This window comes from Candidimonas humi, assembly GCF_019166065.1.
In the GTDB taxonomy this organism is placed as follows: domain Bacteria; phylum Pseudomonadota; class Gammaproteobacteria; order Burkholderiales; family Burkholderiaceae_B; genus Candidimonas; species Candidimonas humi.
The window spans coordinates 190,161-208,433 of sequence record NZ_JAHTBN010000005.1 but is presented as its reverse complement, the minus strand read 5'-3'; the positions used below and the strand labels follow the sequence as shown (position 1 = coordinate 208,433).

The following is an 18,273-nucleotide window of genomic DNA, read 5'->3' as shown; positions in this document are numbered from 1 at the left end:
GACATCTGCCTGACTTGGCCCCGACACGGGCCGCTCCGTGTACCAAGGGCGACACTATCGGCGACACGGCCGGCCCGCGCGGGTTACTCGATCGAAAACTCGCACCTTCTCCCGATCACAGCCCAGTCAGCGGCCCACCGTCGCGCCCCTGGTACCAACGCCGGGCGCCGAATGGCGGGTGGGCCTGAGCGACGGCCAGTTTCACGATGGGCAGGCGCGCCGCATGTTCGGCAGCGGAGGCTACGTCAAATACCAGTTATATACGGACGAAAGCCACACCCACGTCTGGGCGGACGACCAGGACCAGAACAGGGTCTCGGGCAAGACCGACGTTGCCGGCAATACCGTTACCTTGTCGGTCTATGGCGAAGTTCCCCCCCAGCCCGACGCCAGGGCCGGCCAGTACATCGACACGGTTATCGCCACGCTTTACTATTAGATAGACGGACAGAAGACGGACACAGCCCGGCGGCCGGGCCTGGCGGGTCAAGGCGGCACAGGTATTTACATGTGTATGTTTTCCCTATATAATTTACGTTTGCCCGGTTTACTTTCAGGTTTAATCTAAACACTCATGGCCAATTCCGCCCAAGCTCGCAAGCGCGCCCGCCAGTCGGTTGAGCGCAACAAACACAACTCCAGCCTGCGCTCGATGCTGCGTACGTCGATCAAGCGCGTGCGCCAGGCTATCGCCGCCGGCGACAAGGCTGCTGCTGCCGAAGTTTTCCGCAAGGCTACCAGCGTCATCGACAGCGTTGCCGACAAGAACATCATCCATAAGAACAAGGCCGCTCGCCACAAGAGCCGCCTGGCCGCTGCCGTCAAGGCGCTGGCCTGATAGATTCGACCGGGTTTGCAGCGGCGGCGCTACGCGCGGCCGCACAAGACTAGGGGCGCTACGGCGCCCCTTTGTTTCGTTCGGCGATCTTGCCGCCCGGCCCATGACAGCGGCGCTTGCCGCCGCCCCCGAAGGATCGAGAGGCGTCTTTAAGCAGCGTCTTTTTTCCGGCTGATTTCCTGCATGCCGGGCCGTGGCGCCGCTAGGCCGCGGCGTCCGGCACTTCGCTGGTGCGCAGATTATTGTCGCGCGCAAATTCGTACACGAACTTCCAGGCCAGGGGTTCCAGTTCGCGCAGGCGCGCATCGACCACCACGCAACGAACTCCCTCTATGAGAGTGGGCAAGGCATACGGCGAATAGGTCAGGTGGCCGCCGGCGCTGCCGGCCGGCCGGAACGGCGAGAGCACTCCCGCCAGGCGCTCGGCCCAGTCGCTGGGGCGAAAGCGCTGCCCATCGAGGGTGACGCCATGAATGATGAGTTGTTGCACTAGGCTGTTTACGCTAAAAAGAGTGCCGCTTTCGGTGCAGGCTGCCCCTGGGGGGCACGAGTCGCAAGAGCCCCATGCACGCGAAAACGCACTACCCGGGCAAATGGAGCCGGAACAGGCGCGGGCACAGGCGGCCGGCGCCCTGGTTCGGTGGAACCGACCCGGCAAACAGGGCCGCCAGGGGCACGAGCGGCCGCCGCCATCGACATCCGCGTCCGAATTGTACCCAATTTGAGCTTTCGAATTGCCTACGCGGGACTCCCCGTCTGGCGCCGATTATGTGATTATGTATATCATTGATCTTTTCCCATCATCACTTGCAAAAGCGCTCCTTACCGGAGCGCCGGCCGAGTTTTTCTCGATCAAGGCTCGATATGGCTTCCACCCCATCGCAAACCGGCCCCCTGCGGCATTTCCTGCAATTCCGTGACCTGTCCCGGGACGAAATCCATTACGTGCTGGACCGCGCCCGCCTCATCAAGGACAAGTTCAAGCGCTACCAGCCGCATCACACGCTGCATGACCGCAACCTGGCCATGGTCTTCGAAAAGGCCAGCACCCGCACCCGGGTCTCGTTCGAGGCCGGCATGTACCAGTTGGGGGGCTCGGTCATACACCTGACCACCGGCGACTCGCAGCTCGGACGTGCCGAACCCATCGAAGACACCGCAAGAGTCATCTCGCGCATGGTGGACCTGGTCATGATCCGCACCTTCGAGCAGACGCGCATCGAGCGTTTCGCAGCGCATTCGCGCGTGCCCGTGATCAACGGCCTGACCAACGAATTCCACCCCTGCCAGATCCTGGCCGACATCTTCACCTACATAGAACACGCCGGCTCCATCGAAGGCAAGACCGTGGCCTGGATCGGCGACGGCAACAACATGGCCTACACCTGGCTGCAAGCCGCCGAGATACTGGGTTTCCGCCTGCACGTCTCGGCCCCGCAAGGCTACCAGCTCGACCGCAAGCGCATCGGTCAGCCTCCCGAGACCGTGCTGCGCGAATTCGCCGACCCCATGCAAGCCTGCCGCGGCGCGCACCTGGTCACGACCGACGTCTGGACCAGCATGGGCTACGAAGCCGAGAACGAAGAGCGCCGCCAGGCCTTCGCCGACTGGTGCGTGGACGCCGAGATGATGGCCGTGGCCGATCCGGCTGCGCTCTTCATGCATTGCCTGCCCGCCCACCGCGGCGAAGAAGTCACGGGAGACGTCATCGACGGCCCGCAAAGCGTGGTCTGGGACGAAGCCGAGAATCGCCTGCACGTGCAGAAGGCGCTCATGGAATTCCTGCTTCTGGGCCAGGTGGCCTGAGGCCGGCGCGGGCGCACGCTTTGTCGCGCCCGCGCCGGCCTGGTCCAGGACGCCCCTGGCGCCAGAGGCAGGCCTTGTACCGGGCCATATCCGGCTTCATGCCGCCACGGCGCACAGGCGCAAGCGCTGCCGCCATACCTAGGAAACTGCCATGCCCAGCCTCGTGCACATCCGTCCCGTTGCCGAATCTGACTTTCCCGCCTGGTTGCCGCTATGGGACGGCTACAACACCTTCTACGGTCGCAGCGGCCCGACTGCGCTGCCCGAGCGCATCACCCAGGCCACCTGGTCGCGCTTCTTCGACGCCTACGAACCCGTGCACGCCCTGGTGGCCGAACGCGACGGCAAGCTGCTGGGCCTGGTGCATTACCTGTACCACCGCAGCACCACCATGATCGGCCCCATCTGCTACCTGCAAGACCTCTACACGGCGGCCGACGCGCGCGGCCAGGGGGTGGGCCGGGCCTTGATCGAGGCCGTCTACGAACACGCCCGGCAGGCCGGTTCGCAGCGCGTATACTGGCAGACGCACGAAACCAATGCGACGGCCATGCGGCTTTACGACAGCGTGGCCGACAAGTCGGGGTTCATCGTGTATCGCAAGCCGCTGTAGTCCGAAGCCGGCTCTTCCAAAAAAGCCGAAGGCCGGCCGAAGGCTCCCTTGGCGTACGGACGGGAAGCCGCAAGCCGGCCCGCCGGCTCAGGAAGCCACGCGGCCGAGCCCCGGCAACTTGCACGATCCGCACAACCCGCCAGATACAACAACCCATCACATACGACTCGCGCTATTCCGGCAAATCACGCAACCATGTACCAGCTCTATTACCATCCCGGCAACGCCAGCCTGGCGCCGCACGCGGTGCTCGAGGAAATCGGCGCCGAGTACGAGCTCGTGTTCGTCGACCGCGCCCATGACCAGCATAAAAGCGCGCCATACCTGAAACTCAACCCCAGCGGCCGCATTCCGGTATTGATCGATGGCGACCTGGCGCTGTTCGAGACAGCCGCCATCTGCCTGCACCTGGCCGACCGTCATCCCGAGGCCGGGCTGGCCCCGGCGCCCGGCAGCACCGCGCGCGCGCATTTCTACAAATGGCTGATGTACCTGGCCACCACCTTGCAGACCGAGCTGATCACTTATTTCTACCCCGAGCGGTTGGCCGACGACGCGGCCGGCGCAGCGCAAGTCAAGCGCCACGCCGAAGAACGCGTAGGCGGCATGCTGGACATCATCGAGGCCGAGCTGGCCGGCAATGGCAATGGCGGCGCCTTTCTTGCGGGCGACGCGTACAGCCTCGCGGATATCTACCTGATGATGCTGTGCCGCTGGACGCGCGGCATGGCCCGCCCAGCCGCCGCGCGCCCTCATCTCGCCCGGCATATAGACCAGGTCGCGGCGCGCCCGGCCATACGGCGCAGTTTCGCGGCCGAAGGCATAGAGCCGCCCTATTTCACACTGCCCGGGTCGGCCGCGAAGTGAAGAACCTGATCGTCCCGCTGGATCGCCTGGGCGACTTCGACGAAATCGTCGACGTGCGCACGCCGCTCGAATACGCCGACGACCATATACCCGGCGCGATAAACGCGCCGGTGCTCAGCAACGAGGAACGCGTCACCGTGGGCACCATGTACGCCCAGGTCTCGCCTTTCGAGGCCACGCGGCTGGGCGCCGCGCTGGTGGCCCGCAACATCGCGGAACATCTCCAGACCGTGTTCGCCGACCGTCCGCGCTCATGGAAGCCGCTGATCTACTGCTGGCGCGGCGGCAAGCGCTCGGGCTCGATGACGACCTGGTTCAACATGATAGGCTGGCAGGCGCGCCAGCTCGATGGCGGCTACAAGACCTACCGGCGCTCGGTGCTCGACAGGCTCGAGACCCTGCCTGCGCAATTTCGCTACGTAGTCCTTACCGGCCATACCGGCACCGGCAAGACGCGCCTGCTCGAAGCGCTCGCGGCCGAGGGCGCGCAGGCGCTCGACCTGGAACGGCTGGCCGCGCACCGCGGCTCGCTGCTGGGCGCCCTGCCGCGACAGCCGCAGCCCTCGCAGAAGCGCTTCGAGACGGGCCTGGTCGCAACGCTGTCCGGGTTCGATCGCGCACGCCCGGTTTTCGTCGAAGCGGAAAGTTCGCGCATCGGCCGCATCAGCGTGCCGGCCGCCTTGCTGGAACGCGTGCACGGCGGCGACTGCATCGAGGTCCGCGCCAGCATCCGCGATCGCGTCGCCTTCCTGCTGCAGGACTATGCCCATCTGTTCGACGAGCCCGAAGGCTTCAAGCAGACCCTGGCCCGCTATACCCTGCTGCACGGCAAGAAGGTCGTGCAGCGCTGGCAGGACATGATAGACGCCGATGCGCGCGCGCAATTGTTCACCGAACTTATCGAACTGCATTACGACCCGGCCTACGCCCGCAGCAGCGGCGCGCATTTCCGGGGCCTGGACCGCGCCCTGCGCTGCACGCTGACCGGCGATGCGGACGACTGCCGCGCACAGGCCCGCGAACTGCTGCGTACGCTCGACGAGGCGGCCCCACGAATTTCCGGCATTACCGTACCGACACCATGACTGCTGCCAACACCCCCGCTACGACTGCTTGCAACGCCGCGCCGTCCGGCGCCACGTCTCCCAGGCTCACCGAACTCTCGCACGGCGGCGGCTGCGGCTGCAAGATCGCGCCGGGGGTACTGTCCGAACTGCTCGGACGCCTGTCACCGGCCACGGGCTTTCCCGACCTGCTGGTAGGCTCGGACACCAGCGACGATGCCGCCGTCTATCGAATCAACGACGAGCAGGCCATTGTCGCCACCACCGATTTCTTCATGCCCATCGTCGACGACCCCTACGACTTCGGGCGCATCGCGGCGGTCAACGCGCTGTCGGACGTCTATGCCATGGGCGGCAAGCCCATCATGGCCCTGGCGCTGGTGGGCATGCCCATCAATGTGCTGCCGCACGACGTGATCGCGCGCGTGCTGGAAGGCGGCGCCTCGGTCTGCGCGCAAGCCGGAATACCGATAGCCGGCGGCCATTCGATCGATTCGGTCGAGCCCATCTACGGCCTGGCGGCGCTGGGCCTGGTGCATCCGCAGCGCATTGCCCGCAACGTCGGCGCACGCGCCGGCGACGCACTGATACTCGGCAAGCCGCTGGGTGTCGGCATACTTTCCGCGGCACTGAAGAAAAACCTGCTCGGCGACGATGGCTACCGCGAGATGATCGCCTCGACCACGCTGCTGAACCGGCCCGGCACGCGCCTGGCCACTCTGCCCGGCGTGCACGCCATGACCGATGTCACAGGCTTCGGCCTGCTCGGGCACACGCTGGAGCTATGCCGCGGCGCCGAGCTGGCGGCGCATATCCGCTATGACGCCCTGCCCTGGATCCGCGGTGCGCGCGAATTCGCCGAGGCCGGCATCCGCACCGGCGCGTCCGCGCGCAACTGGGCCTCGTGCTCGGCCGAAGTAGAACTGTCCGGCGCTCTGCCGGCCACGGCGCAGACCCTATTGACCGACCCGCAGACCTCCGGTGGCCTGCTGGTGTCCTGCGACCCGGCGGCCGCGGACGAAGTGCTGGCCATATTCCGCGATGGCGGCTTTGGGCAGGCTGCGCTGATCGGCCACATGGCCGAAGGCGAAGCACGCATCGTCGTCGCCTGAACGGCGCGACATCGGCGCCGCAGCGTGGCCGCAGCGCCGCCTTGCGGCCCGGGGCAAGACGGTCTGATGCTTGCGGCTATGCGCCGCCCCTCACGAAATAACAGCTCCGGCCACCGTGTAACGGCAGGCCATGCGGATCAAGCCGGCCGCCCCGGCGCCTGCTCCCCCAGCAAGGTATCGGCCAGCCGGTCCATGCCGGGCACGATCACGTCCCAGTCCTCTTCGGCGCGCAAGTCCTTGGATTGGGCCGGACCGTATTCCGTCGGACGATGAATGTAAGCCGTGCGCATGCCGTGGGAACGGGCATGCCGCAGGTCGCCGTTGTGCGCGGCCACCAGCATGACCTCTCCGGGCTGCAGGGCGAAGAAATCGATAACCCCCAGGTAGACCTCGGGATCGGGCTTGAAGTGGCGCGCGATATCGGCCGAATAAATGGCGTCCCAGGGCAGGCCCGCGTGCTTGGCCATGCCCACCAGGCACGGCACGCTGCCGTTGGAAAACGTCGAAAGAATGTAATGCTGCTTCAGGCGCTGCAAGCCCGGCAGGACATCGGGCCAGGGGGCCAGCCGGTGCCAGGTGTCGTTCAGGTAGCGCAGCTCGTCTTCGGTCAGGCCGTGTATGCCGAAGTCTTCCAGCAACTGTTCCAGCCGCTCGCGATGCAGCACGTCGATGTTGGCCCAGGGGCGCAGCCCCTTGCGCACGGTATCCATGGCAGGCTTGTACCCCGCGCGCCAGGCGTCGGCGAAAGCCAGCCAATCGGCCTCGATGCCCTTGCGCTTGCCGAACGCGGCCAGATCGCGCGACACTGATGTGCGCCAGTCCACCACCGTGCCGAAGGTATCGAATACCAGGGCCTTGACCGCATCCAGACTCATTCCCGTCTCCATTGCCATGTTCATGCGATTCCAGGCCCCGAGCGGATGCCGCGGCTGCATGCTCATGCAGTGTATAACACGGCGGCCCGGGCCCAACCCATAAAAAAAACAGCCCCGTACGATGTACGAGGCTGCCGCGAACACGCCGCTGGCATTGAATGCGCCCTTTGAAAGCCGATTGGCATGAAACACAGCGGGGTTGGCGCTCCAACGAGCACCAACCCCGACCTTGCCAGCCACCGAAGCGGCCGGCCCGGACCTAGCTGCCGCCTCAGAACCGGTATTCCACCCCAGCCTGTAGCGATTGCGCGTTCACATTGCCAGTGTGCAGCACGCTGTCATAGCGCAGATAGCCGCTAGCCGACTTACCGATCGGCAGGGTCGCCCCCGCGCCGAGCGTCACCATGCCGCGGGTGTCTACCGTGCCCGGAATCACGAAACCTGTACCATCGGCCGCCGTTACCGAGACATTACGGCTCGTGCTCAGGGTCTCGTAGGCATAACCAGCACGCAGTTGCACCGACGCCGGACGATCGCTGTTGCGCATCGCGAACGGATAATCCAGCGTGACGCCCAGGTACGGCTGCAGGCTCTGCAAGTGCTGATTGGCCACGCTCAGGTTCTGCGCCGTCGGACCGCTTTCGTCCATGCCGAATCCGTCCAGATAGGCATAGCGTACCCCGAGCCGCGGCGTAAGCACCACGGAGCCCAGCGTCCAGGAACGGCTGCCTTGCAGGCCGGCCGTGACTTCCTGGCCATTGCTGCTGCCCTTGGCATTGCCCAGTCCGCCGAAGGAGCGCGTGGTCGACGCGAAGTCGTACGCATAGCCTAGCGTACCGCCCAAGGTGAAGGCACCGAGATCCTTGGCGCCGTAGCCTGCGATGCGCAGAGTATCCAGCGTACCCTTGGAGCCATTGCCGCTTTCCAGCACGTCGGCATGGCTGTAGCCGCCGGCCACGCCCACCGTCCAGCCCTTCCACTGGTGATCCAGCCCAGTCAAGAAGCCGAAGCGGCGATCGGTGACGTCCGGCGCATCGTGATTGCCGTCCACCTTAGTGTTGGTGCCCTGTGCCTGAATCCAGACACCATTGCCCTGGCGGGCGCAGATGTCGGGAGTCTGGCCGGCGCTGCTGCCGGCATTCTTGCCGCCAGCCTTGGCCACCACGCCGCAAGGCCCGGCCAGGCGCTCCAGCAGCGCATCGTTGACGCGCTGCGACTCACGCAGGGCCGACGAAGCCACCGCTCCGTATATGGTCGCCTGGGTGGGCGCCACCACCATGGGTGCCACGCTCAGGTTGGCCGCGCTAGACAGGTACGACACGCCGTACTTCGAGTCCGCCGGGACATTGCCCGTCACCGTCGAGAAGGTGCCGTTGACGGCAGTCGCATTGACCAGCGTGTACGTCTGGCTGGAGTATGTACCCGGCGCATACAGCAGGCTCAGGTTGCCGGCCAGCGTGGCCGTGCCCGACACCTTCAGTTGCGAAGCCACCGTTGGGCTGACTTCGATCTGCAGGGTGCCGGTGGGCGATTGCGTGTAGTTGCCGTTCACGGTCAGGGTGCCGATCGATCCGCCCGGCCACACCATGCCACCGTTGTTGTCCACATTGCCGTTGACGCTGCCGTGGCCTCGCAGGGTGCCGCCCGAATTGACCGACACATCGCCCAGGATGCTCGCCGAGGGTGTGTTTGCATCTCCCACTTCCAGCGTGCCGCCATTGATGGCGGTGCCGCCGGTGTAAGTATTCACGCCGTCGAGGATCAGAGTGCCCGTGCCGACTTTCACCAGGCTGCCGCCAGTACCGCCCGCGACACCACCGTCGGAGATCACGCCGCCGATCGTCTCGTTGCGGTTCAACGCGCCTACGGTCAGCGCCTGGCCACCCAGGTAAACATTGCCGGCGCCCGACAGCGAACCGATGCTCGCGCCCGCCGAGCTGCGGCTGATGTCCACCTTGCCGCCGGCGTTGTTGATGACCGTGGCGCCGGCTGCGTTGGCCTGGCCGCCTATCAACAGAGCGCCGCCGGCGTTGTTGGTGACGGTGGATGCCCCGAGAGCGGCGTTGCCGGCCAGGGAGGTATAACCGCCCGAGCTGTTGGTGATCTGGGCGGACTCTGCCATGGAGCCGTCGGCAAACAGCGTGCTGCCGCCCTTGCTGTTGGCTAGGATGGCCGAGCCGGCATCCGAGCCCTTGGCAAATGTGGTGCTGCCACCGCGGCTGTTGGTAATGCTCGCCCCGCCGGCCGTCGCTCCGTTGCCGAAGGCGGTCGTGCCGCCACGGCTGTTGGTGATGGCCGCCCCGTCGGCCGAGGCCTGATAGCCGAAGTAGGTGTGGCCACCGCGGCTGTTGCTGATGCTTGCCTCGCCGGCCGACGACCCGCTGCCGAACGAAGTACGGCCGCCACGCTCGTTGACGATCGTCGATGTTCCGGCTGTAGTGCCAGCATCGGCAAACGTCGTACGGCCGCCGCGATCGTTGGTGATGCTTGCGCCGTCCGCCGTCGCACCGCCGCCGAACGCAGTGCTGCCACCGCGCTTATTGGCGATCGTCGACGTGCCGGCAGAGGTGCCCGCATCGGCGAAAGTCGTGCGGCCACCCCGGCCATTGAAAATGGTCGATTCGTCAGCCGTCGAGCCGCCGCTGAAGGCCGTGCTGCCACCACGGCTATTGGCGATATCAGCATGGCCCGCCGACGAGTGGTCGTTGAATGCCGTGCTGCCGCCCAAGACGTTGTCGATCGTCGCGCCACCGGCATTGGATCGGTCGTTGAACGCCGTATTGCCACCCAGGACGTTGTTGATCGTCGCCCCGCCGGCATTCGAACGGCCATTGAACGCCGTGCTGCCGCCAAACGCGTTGTTGACGGTGGCGTCGCCGGCTGTCGACCTGTCGTTAAAGACAGTGCTGCCGCCGAATCTGTTGCTGATCCGGGCCTCGTCGGCCGACGAGTTGTCGTTGAAGCTCGTGCTGCCGCTGCCGACGTTGCTGATATGCGACGAACCCGCGTCCGAGCCCCAGTAGAAGGCTGTGCTGCCGCCGGTTCGGTTGCTGATGTGCGACGAGCCCGCGGTAGTGTCCGTGCCGGCAAACGTCGTGCGGCCACCCGTTTTATTGGTGATAGTCGCGTCGCCGGCTGTCGAACCGCTGCGGAAGGACGTGCGGCCGCCGCGCTCGTTGGTGATGTCCGACGTACCCGCGGTGGTGCCCGCATCGGCGAACGAGGTGCTGCCGCCGTACACGTTGGTGATGGTCGAATCGCCCGCCGTCGACTGGGTGTCGAACGAGGTGCTGCCGCCCGCCACGTTGACGATGTGTGACGACGCGGCGCTGGTGCCCGTATCGGAGAACGTCGTGCGGCCGCCGTCGGTGTTGAAGACAAGCGCGTCGCCCGCATTCGCGCCGTTATTGAAGATCGTCAAGCCCGGATCGGCATTGACGATGAAAGCTTCGCCCGCCGTGGCCCCCTTACCAGTGAATGTCGTGACGCCGTCATCACCGTTATAGATGAAAGCCTGCCCAGCTGTCGCCAGCCGAGACGTCGAGTTGCTCTGGAAAGTCGTGCCGCCACCGTCGGCATTGTAGATAAACGCCTGGTCGGCCGTCGAGCCTCCGTTGAAGGTCGTGCTGCCGTCATCGGTATTGGCGATCTGAGCATGCTTGGCCGACGAACCATTATTGAACGTCGTCGAACCGCCTTCGTTGTCGATGCGCGCCCAACCGGCATCCGTCCCGTTGTTGAACGTCGTGCTGCCGCGGGTTTCGTTGGTGATGTGCGCCCCACCGGCCGTCGAATTGCCGTTGAAGGTAGTGCTGCCGCGATTGCCATTGGTGATATCGGCACGGCCCGCCGACGAGTCGCCGCTGAACGTCGTGCCGCCGCGGTTCTCGTTGGTGATCGTCGCCCGACCGGCGCTCGAATCGTCCTTGAAGGACGTGCTGCCGCCATTGTTGTCGATCGTCGCGCGATCAGCGCTCGAATGATCGTTGAAGGTCGTGCTGCCCAGGGTCGTATTGGTGATGGTTGCACGGCCGGCGCTCGAACGATCGGCGAACGAGGTGCCACCAAGCGCGCCATTGTTGATGGTCGCGTGACCCGCGTCGGAACGATCGCTGAACTGCGTGCTGCCCAAGGCCACGTTGGTGATCGTGGCACCACCCGCGTTAGACCGGTCGTTGAAGGCTGTGCTGCCGGCGATGTTGCTGATTTTCGCATCGCCGGCGTTCGAACGGCCATTGAACGCCGTGCTGCCGCCCAGGGTGTTGCCTATCGTCGCATCACCGGCGTTCGAACGGTCATTGAACGCCGTACTGCCGCCCAGGGTATTGCCTATCGTCGCGCTACCGGCACTGGAGCGATCATTGAAGGCCGTGCTGCCGCCCAGGGTATTGCTGATCTTCGCACCGCCGGCGCTGGACCAGTCGTTGAAGGTCGTGTTGCCGCCGGACTTGTTGCTGATACTGGCCAGGCTGGCCGACGAGTTGTCGTTGAACGTCGTGCTGCCGCCGTCGGCGTTGCTGATGTGCGACGAACCTGCGTCCGAGCCCCAGTAGAAGGCTGTGCTGCCGCCGGTCTGGTTGCTGATGTGCGACGAGCCCGCAGTAGTGCCCGTGCCGGCAAACGTCGTGCGGCCACCCGTTTGGTTGGTGATAGTCGAGCCGCCGGCTGTCGAGCCGCTGCTGAACGACGTGCGGCCGCCGCGCTCGTTGGTGATGTTCGACGTGCCCGCGGTGGTACCCGCATCGGCGAATGTCGTACGCCCGCCCCGGTCATTGGTGATGTCCGACTCGCCGGCCGTCGAACCGCTGCTGAACGACGTGCGGCCGCCACGCCCGTTGGTGATGTCCGACGTACCCGCGGTGGTGCCCGCATCGGCGAACGAGGTGCTGCCGCCGTACACGTTGGTGATGGTCGAATCGCCCGCCGTCGACTGGGTGTCGAACGAGGTGCTGCCGCCGGCCACGTTGACGATGTGCGACGACGCGGCGCTGGTGCCCGTATCGGAGAACGTCGTGCGGCCGCCGTCGGTGTTGAAGACAAGCGCGTCGCCCGCGTCCGCGCCGTTATTGAAGACCGTCAGGCCCGGATCGGCATTGACGATGAACGCGTTGCCGGCCGTAGCGCCCGTTCCGGTGAACGTCGTGGTGCCGTCATCGCCGTTGAAGATTCTCGAATTGCCGGCCGTCGAGTCGCTCTGGAAGGTCGTGCTGCCGCCATCGGCATTGTAGATTCGTGCATGGTCTGCCGTGGAGGTGCTTTGGAAGACCGTCCCGCCGCCATTCGTATTGGCGATGTGCAGGGACTGCGCGCTGGTGTCGGCCTGGAACGTCAGCTGCGGGTTGTCGACTCCGGGTATCTGCCCGCCCTTTACCTTTACGTCGCCGGTGCCCAGCGCCCCGGTGGTGCCAACGTTCAGGTTTCCGTACACCGTCGTGCCGCCGGTGTAGTCATTGACGCCGGTGAGGGTCAAAGTCCCCCTGCCGCCCTGAACCAGAGAGCCGTCGCCGGTAATGTGATTGTCGACAGTCTGCTGCTGGGTCTGGTCGAATGTCAGGCTGCTGCCATTATCCAGACCGATATCACCGTTCAGTTGCCAATGCGAGCCTTGCAGCGTCAGCGTATTGGATCCGCCGGTAAATTCGAGCGAATTGCCCGAATTGTCGGCGGTGCTGCCGGCGCCACCCGAGATCGTGCCGCTGTTGGTGATGCTGAGGTTCGAGCCAATGATGCCGGCACCGCCCGCTCCGCCTGCGCCATCGGTTCCGGCCAAGAAGCCGCTACCTCCAGCACCGCCGGCACCGCCAGCGCCGCCGGCAATCGTGCCACTGTTGACGATGCTGCTGTGATCCCCGCCATCGATACCCGCGCCGCCTGCACCGCCCGCGCCGCCGTTGCCGCCGAAACCGAGGCCGTTGCCGCCATTGCCGCCATTGCCGCCGGCGCCGCCCGCGATCTTGCCGCTGTTGATGGTCGAGCCGTTAGCCCCGATGCTGATGCCGGCACCGCCAGCACCGCCGCTGCCGCCGCTGCTCCCGGCCACAAAACCGTCGACACCAGCGCCGCCACTGCCGCCTGCACCGCCATTGATACTGTTGCCGCCGCCGAATAACAAGCTGCCATTGGCGACATCGATGTTCGAGCCGCTGATGCCGGCGCCACCAGCGCCGCCGGCGCCGCCATTGGCTCCACCGTTCCCGCCCGCTCCACCGTTGATGCTATTGGTGCCGCCAGACAAACTGCCATTGCCGACATTCAGATACGAGCCGTTGATGCCCGCGCCGCCAGCCCCGCCGGTACCGCCAGCCAGGCCTCCGGCGCCTCCGCTGCCTCCGGCGCCGCCGTCGATGCGATTGGCGCCGCCAAACGGGCTGCCATTGGTGATGTTCCGCGAACCCGAGGACGTGCCGGAGCCGTTGACGCCATCGCCACCTGCTCCGCCATTCGCCCCGTTGCCACTGCTGCTGCCGCCGTTGCCACCGCTGCCGCCGGCGATACTCGCGCTGCTGAAGAATCCGCCGCTGTTGGTCAGGGATCCCTGGCCTGGATTAGTGAACAACACCCCTCCACCACCGTCGCCGCCACTGCCGCCATGGGTGCCACTGCCCCCCGAACCGCCATCGCCGCCCGCGATGCTGGAAGAATTGCTATTGGAACCGTGGTCACCGGTCACGATGGCGCCGAAACCGCCGGCCCCGCCGCCACCGCCGCCACCGCCGCCGCCAAAGGCGCCGATGAACGGCTTGCTCTGGGCGTTGCCGCCGTCTTCGCCGTCTTCGCCCGACAGGCTGGAACTGACGTGTATAGAACTATGGCCGGCCGAGTTACCGTTGGTCCCGCCTTTTCCGCCTGCGCCGCCTTTCCCCAGAGTGCCGCTGCCGCCATTGCCGCCGGCGCCTCCGCCGGCGCTACCGCCGCCGCCACCGGCCCCCGAACCCAGGAACCCGCCGTTGGCGCCATTCGACCCACCCGCGCCGGAGTAGCCATTCCCCCCAGCTCCGCCGGCCGCGCCGCTCAGGGAGCCGCCACCGGCTCCACCCGCCGCCCAAGCAGGCACCGGTATGGCAGCAATCCCGGCAATGCCGGTAAGAACCGCACCCGCGGCGAAGACATCTCGCAAAGCGCGCGCCAGCCCGTGCAGGTGCGGAGCCGGATGGCCGGCAGCCGGACTCATGGCTGCCGATGCCTTGCGCCCGTCGCGCCCCGCGAAATTGCGGGAAGCCGACCGGCTTCCCATGTGTGTCGATGAAGCCACCATGCCTTTTTACGCGGATGCCGCCGCTGGAGCGACCAACAGATTCCCAGAGAGCGCATCCCGTCAAGCTGCTGAACCATTCCGGCCAGCGCATTGACTGCAAACACCATCACTCCATCGATTTACACTGCCTGGCCCCTTACGGCATCCTCTCCTTGAAATGGGTTGCGTTACGGAAGTAAAAACTCGGTTGAAAAGCGCCAAATTTATGAACAGAAAACTCAGATCAAATACAGGCGTCTGAAAATCTTTTATTGATGAATTTCAGTGAAAAAGCCGCTTTAAATCTAAAATTTCCGGACTCTCGAGAGGCACTCCGAACCTCAATAGCGGGGCGAATTCTATTTGTAAATTTTAGAAATGACTTTTTAAATCCAGTCAAAACCCTTTTCTGGAATGCCCAAAACGGCAATACAGCAAAAATCCGTCCGCGGGGGCCGTGAGCCGCATGCCCGCGGATGGTGCTTCGGATTCGTTTCACGCAGAAATGGATCGGCCCGGGCGTTTCGGCAATGAGGGAAGCGCCGCAAGAGATCGCCTCGATGGGGCGGTTTGGAGCTGCCACTGACGCCAGACAGGACTTCAGCCGAGGCGCCGAATGCTGCGCTGTCGGCACTTGTCGGAATGTCATGCGCTTGCGCGCGGCAGGGTTGTGATCGGGCCGATCCGTGAAGTGTTCAACGGCCACCCTGGTCGGGCGGTCCTGGCCTCATGCAGCGCAGTCAGGCGGGGAAGAGCCTGCCGCCCGCCGACTCTGGGCTGTCGACGAAAAGGGAAGCGATCATGGGGAGATGGTCATCACGGCGCTGGATACTTGCCAAGCAGGAAGCACGCCGCGCAGGACGCACGCCGATGAGCGTGGCCTGCATAGGTAAAAACACCCCAAAGCGTGGATCAGTGTCCAGCTTTTGGGGTGCAAGTCGCAAGCAGGCCTGCTTGCGATTGCCGCCGGGCAGGCAGCAGACGCGCCGCCCGGCCCGCCCGCCGTCAGGCGTTCTCGAACTGCGCCGGCCGCCACTTCAGCAGCCAGTTCTCGATGAGCGTCAGGATGTATTCGGCTATCAGGGCCACCACCGCCAGCACGATCATGGCCGCGAACACGCCGCTGGCGTTGAACGCGCCCTGAGCAGTGGCGATCAACAGGCCGATACCCACGCGGGCGCCCAGGAACTCGCCCACCACGGCGCCCACCAGCGCGAAGCCGAAGCTCACGTGCAGGCTGGCCAGGATCCAGCTCAGCGCCGAGGGGATGACCACCTGCGTGGTCACCTGGCGCGGCGAGGCGCCCAGGATCTGCGCGTTGGCGATCATGTAGCGGTCGGCCTCGCGCACGCCCTGGAAGGCATTGCCGAACACCACGAAGAACACCATCACCACAGCCAGGGCGACTTTCGAGGCCATGCCCAGGCCCAGGGCGATGACGAACACCGAGCCCAGCACCACGCGCGGAATCGAGTTGGCGATCTTGATGTAGATGCTGAATATATCGGCCAGGAATTTATTGCGCCCGAGCAGGATGCCGCAGATGATGCCGCCGATCCCCCCTATGAAGAAGCCGATCAGGGTTTCTTCCAGCGTCACCGCCACCTGCAGCCAGAGCGGCCCCTGCGAGGTGCCGTTCATGCTCCAGTCGTAGATTTGCTTGGCGATCAGCGAAGGCTTGGAATAGAAGAACGGATCGATCCAGTGCAGCGTGGCGGAAATTTCCCAGCCGGCCAGCACCAGCACCAGGATGGCGACGCGCCAGAAAATAATCAGGTTGCGGCGCCTGCGGATCAGGCGCTGGGCCTCGGCCTCGGCCTGCTGCAAGGTGTCCTTCACCGCGTTGGCACGCAGGCTGTCGGCAGCTTGCGCTTGGACTTGAGTGTTCATGGTGGTCATTCCCTCAACCGATTTTCACTTCGGCGCGCAGATCGTCCCAGATCTCGCGCGCATAACTGATGAATTTTTCTTCGTAGCGGATCTCGGACATGACGCGCGGACGCGGCAGCTCGATGTCGTAGATCTGCTTGACGGTGGCCGGGCGCGCCGACAGCACGATGACCTTGTCGGCCAGGGCGATGGCCTCTTCGAGGTCGTGTGTGACGAACACCACCGAGCCGCCGCTGGCGGCCCATAACTGCAGCAGCTCGTCCTGCATGATGGTGCGCGTCTGCATGTCGAGCGCGCTGAAGGGCTCGTCCATGAGCAGGATCTCGGGGCTGTTGACGAAAGTCTGCGCCAGCGAAACGCGCTTGCGCATGCCGCCCGACAATTGGTGCGGATAGTGCAGTTCGAACCCCTCGAGACCCACGCGGCGCAGCCATTCGCGCGCCATTTCCTTGGCCTTCGCCGGTTTCTGGCCGCGGAACATCGGGCCCGAGGCCACGTTGTCGATGACATTGCGCCACGGGAAGATGGCGTCGTTCTGGAATACGAAGCCGATGCGCGGATCTATGCCCTCGACCGGCTGGCCCATCACGCGCACCCGGCCCGTGGTGGGCTTGAGCAGGCCGGTGATGAGGCTGAGCGTGGTCGACTTGCCGCAGCCCGTGGGCCCGACAATGGCGCAGAACTCGCCGCGCGCAACGCTCATGCTGAAGTCCTGCAGGGCTATCGTGGCCTTGCCGTCAGCCGAAATGAAACGGCAGGTGACGTGCTCCATTTCGATGGCGGGTGTTGAAGATGGGTCTGACATGGTTCACTCTGCAATGCAATGAGGAGGATGGATCTCATGATCGGGGCCAGCGCGGCGCGGCCGGCCCCGACCGCCGCCATGCTTACTTGGCGGCGTCCACGAAGGCCGTGGTGTAGGTCTTGGACAGATCGATGTGAGCCGCCTTGACTTGGGGCTTGAAGGTCGCCAGCACCTGCAGCACGGTGGCCGGGCCGTCCTTGGGCATGCGGCCGTCGGCGGTGAAGGCCGGCAGCGAGGCCGTCAAGGCCTTGACGTACATGGCCTTGTCGCCGCCGTAGTAGTCCTTGGGCATCTTGTCGGCGATTTCCTCGGCCGAATGCGTATGGATGAACTTCATGGTCTTGACGAAGGCATTCACCAGCTTCTGCACGTCGGCCTTGTGGCTGGAAACCCAGGCATTCGGCATGTACAGGCTGGAGGCGGGGTACAGGCCGCCCAGCACCTTGGCGGTGGACTCGGGGTTGCGCATGTCGATCAGCACCTTGCCTTCGCCGCGGGCAACCAACTGGGTGGCGGTCGGGTCGGTAGTCATGCCCGCGTCGATGCGGTTTTGCTGGATGGCGGCGATGAAGGTGTTGCCGCCACCCACCGGCAGTATCGAGTAGTCGCCGTGCTTCAGGCCGGCCTTGTAGGCCATGTACTGCGTCAGGAAATCGGTGGACGAGCCCAGGCCCGTCACGCCCAGCGTCTTGCCCTTGAAGTCGGCCGGGCTCTTGATCTTGTCGGCCTGCTTGGAGGCGACGATCTCGACTTCTCCCGGCACCTGGCAGAACTGCACCACGGACTCTACTTCCTTGCCCTTGGCCTGCAAGTCGATGGAGTGATCGTAGAAGCCCACCACGCCCTGCACGGCGCCAGCCAGCATCTCGTTCTCGGCATTCACGCCGGCCGGCTCGGACAGCAATTGCACATCCAGGCCTTCGTCCTTGAAGTACCCCAGGTTCTCGGTGAGCTTGGCCGGCAGATAGGCGATCTTGCTGATGCCGCCCACCATGAGCGTGATTTTCTCGCTGGCCTGGGCCGAACCCAGCGCGCAGGCCGCCAGGGCGGACGCGACGGCGGTATATTTGACAATGCTGGCAATGCGGGACATGAGGGTCTCCTGTTTGGATTTCGATAAGTTTTCCGGCTAGGCACGAGGCGGCGACGCCACGCCCATGCCACGGACT

General features: G+C 65.1%; 13 protein-coding genes. 7 read left to right on the top strand and 6 right to left on the bottom strand.

Translation table 11 applies throughout. The features are described from left to right. The first annotated feature begins 37 nt into the window (after positions 1–37). Together KVP10_RS13750 and rpsT are read left to right on the top strand one after the other, a co-directional pair. A complete protein-coding gene (locus KVP10_RS13750; protein ID WP_343218738.1) occupies positions 38–439 on the top strand; it encodes a Csu type fimbrial protein in 402 nt (133 codons plus the stop codon). Positions 440–574: 135 nt separating this feature from the next. Next, positions 575–838: a 30S ribosomal protein S20 gene (rpsT, locus tag KVP10_RS13745; RefSeq protein WP_217965168.1), complete on the top strand. Its 264-nt coding sequence runs from the start codon at positions 575–577 to the stop codon at positions 836–838. 202 nt (positions 839–1,040) lie between these two features. On the opposite strand, the gene KVP10_RS13740 is transcribed toward rpsT, so the two are convergent. Continuing rightward, positions 1,041–1,328 carry a DUF3579 domain-containing protein gene (locus KVP10_RS13740; protein WP_343218737.1) on the bottom strand — a complete coding sequence of 96 codons (288 nt, stop codon included), beginning with the start codon at positions 1,326–1,328 and terminating at the stop codon, positions 1,041–1,043. 374 nt (positions 1,329–1,702) lie between these two features. Between KVP10_RS13740 and argF the strand changes: the two genes are divergently transcribed. The 5 genes from argF to selD all read left to right on the top strand — a co-directional run bounded on the left by argF (position 1,703) and on the right by selD (position 6,300). Next, a complete protein-coding gene (gene argF, locus KVP10_RS13735) occupies positions 1,703–2,644 on the top strand; it encodes an ornithine carbamoyltransferase (RefSeq protein ID WP_217965167.1) in 942 nt (313 codons plus the stop codon). Between the two features lie 151 nt (positions 2,645–2,795). Beyond that, positions 2,796–3,257: a GNAT family N-acetyltransferase gene (locus KVP10_RS13730; RefSeq protein WP_217965166.1), complete on the top strand. Its 462-nt coding sequence runs from the start codon at positions 2,796–2,798 to the stop codon at positions 3,255–3,257. A gap of 195 nt (positions 3,258–3,452) precedes the next feature. Continuing rightward, positions 3,453–4,124 carry a glutathione S-transferase family protein gene (locus KVP10_RS13725; protein ID WP_217965165.1) on the top strand — a complete coding sequence of 224 codons (672 nt, stop codon included), beginning with the start codon at positions 3,453–3,455 and terminating at the stop codon, positions 4,122–4,124. Next, positions 4,121–5,209, top strand: coding sequence for a tRNA 2-selenouridine(34) synthase MnmH (mnmH, locus tag KVP10_RS13720; protein WP_217965164.1), 1,089 nt, complete (start codon positions 4,121–4,123; stop codon positions 5,207–5,209). Before KVP10_RS13725 ends, mnmH begins: the two co-directional genes overlap by 4 nt. Further along, a complete protein-coding gene (selD, locus tag KVP10_RS13715; protein ID WP_217965163.1) occupies positions 5,206–6,300 on the top strand; it encodes a selenide, water dikinase SelD in 1,095 nt (364 codons plus the stop codon). Before mnmH ends, selD begins: the two co-directional genes overlap by 4 nt. A gap of 137 nt (positions 6,301–6,437) precedes the next feature. Here selD and KVP10_RS13710 read toward each other — a convergent pair whose 3' ends face one another. The 5 genes from KVP10_RS13710 to KVP10_RS13690 all read right to left on the bottom strand — a co-directional run bounded on the left by KVP10_RS13710 (position 6,438) and on the right by KVP10_RS13690 (position 18,197). After that, positions 6,438–7,175 carry a haloacid dehalogenase type II gene (locus KVP10_RS13710; protein WP_217965162.1) on the bottom strand — a complete coding sequence of 246 codons (738 nt, stop codon included), beginning with the start codon at positions 7,173–7,175 and terminating at the stop codon, positions 6,438–6,440. A 271-nt stretch (positions 7,176–7,446) separates the two neighbouring features. Further along, entirely contained in the window at positions 7,447–14,346 is a 6,900-nt protein-coding gene (locus KVP10_RS13705; protein WP_217965161.1) for a hypothetical protein, read from the bottom strand. 1,068 nt (positions 14,347–15,414) lie between these two features. Then, positions 15,415–16,299 (bottom strand): ABC transporter permease, encoded by an 885-nt coding sequence (locus KVP10_RS13700; RefSeq protein WP_217965160.1) that lies wholly within the window; start codon positions 16,297–16,299, stop codon positions 15,415–15,417. Between the two features lie 13 nt (positions 16,300–16,312). After that, entirely contained in the window at positions 16,313–17,104 is a 792-nt protein-coding gene (locus KVP10_RS13695; protein ID WP_217965159.1) for an ABC transporter ATP-binding protein, read from the bottom strand. Between the two features lie 82 nt (positions 17,105–17,186). Further along, positions 17,187–18,197, bottom strand: coding sequence for an ABC transporter substrate-binding protein (locus KVP10_RS13690; protein WP_217965158.1), 1,011 nt, complete (start codon positions 18,195–18,197; stop codon positions 17,187–17,189). Positions 18,198–18,273 lie beyond the last annotated feature (76 nt).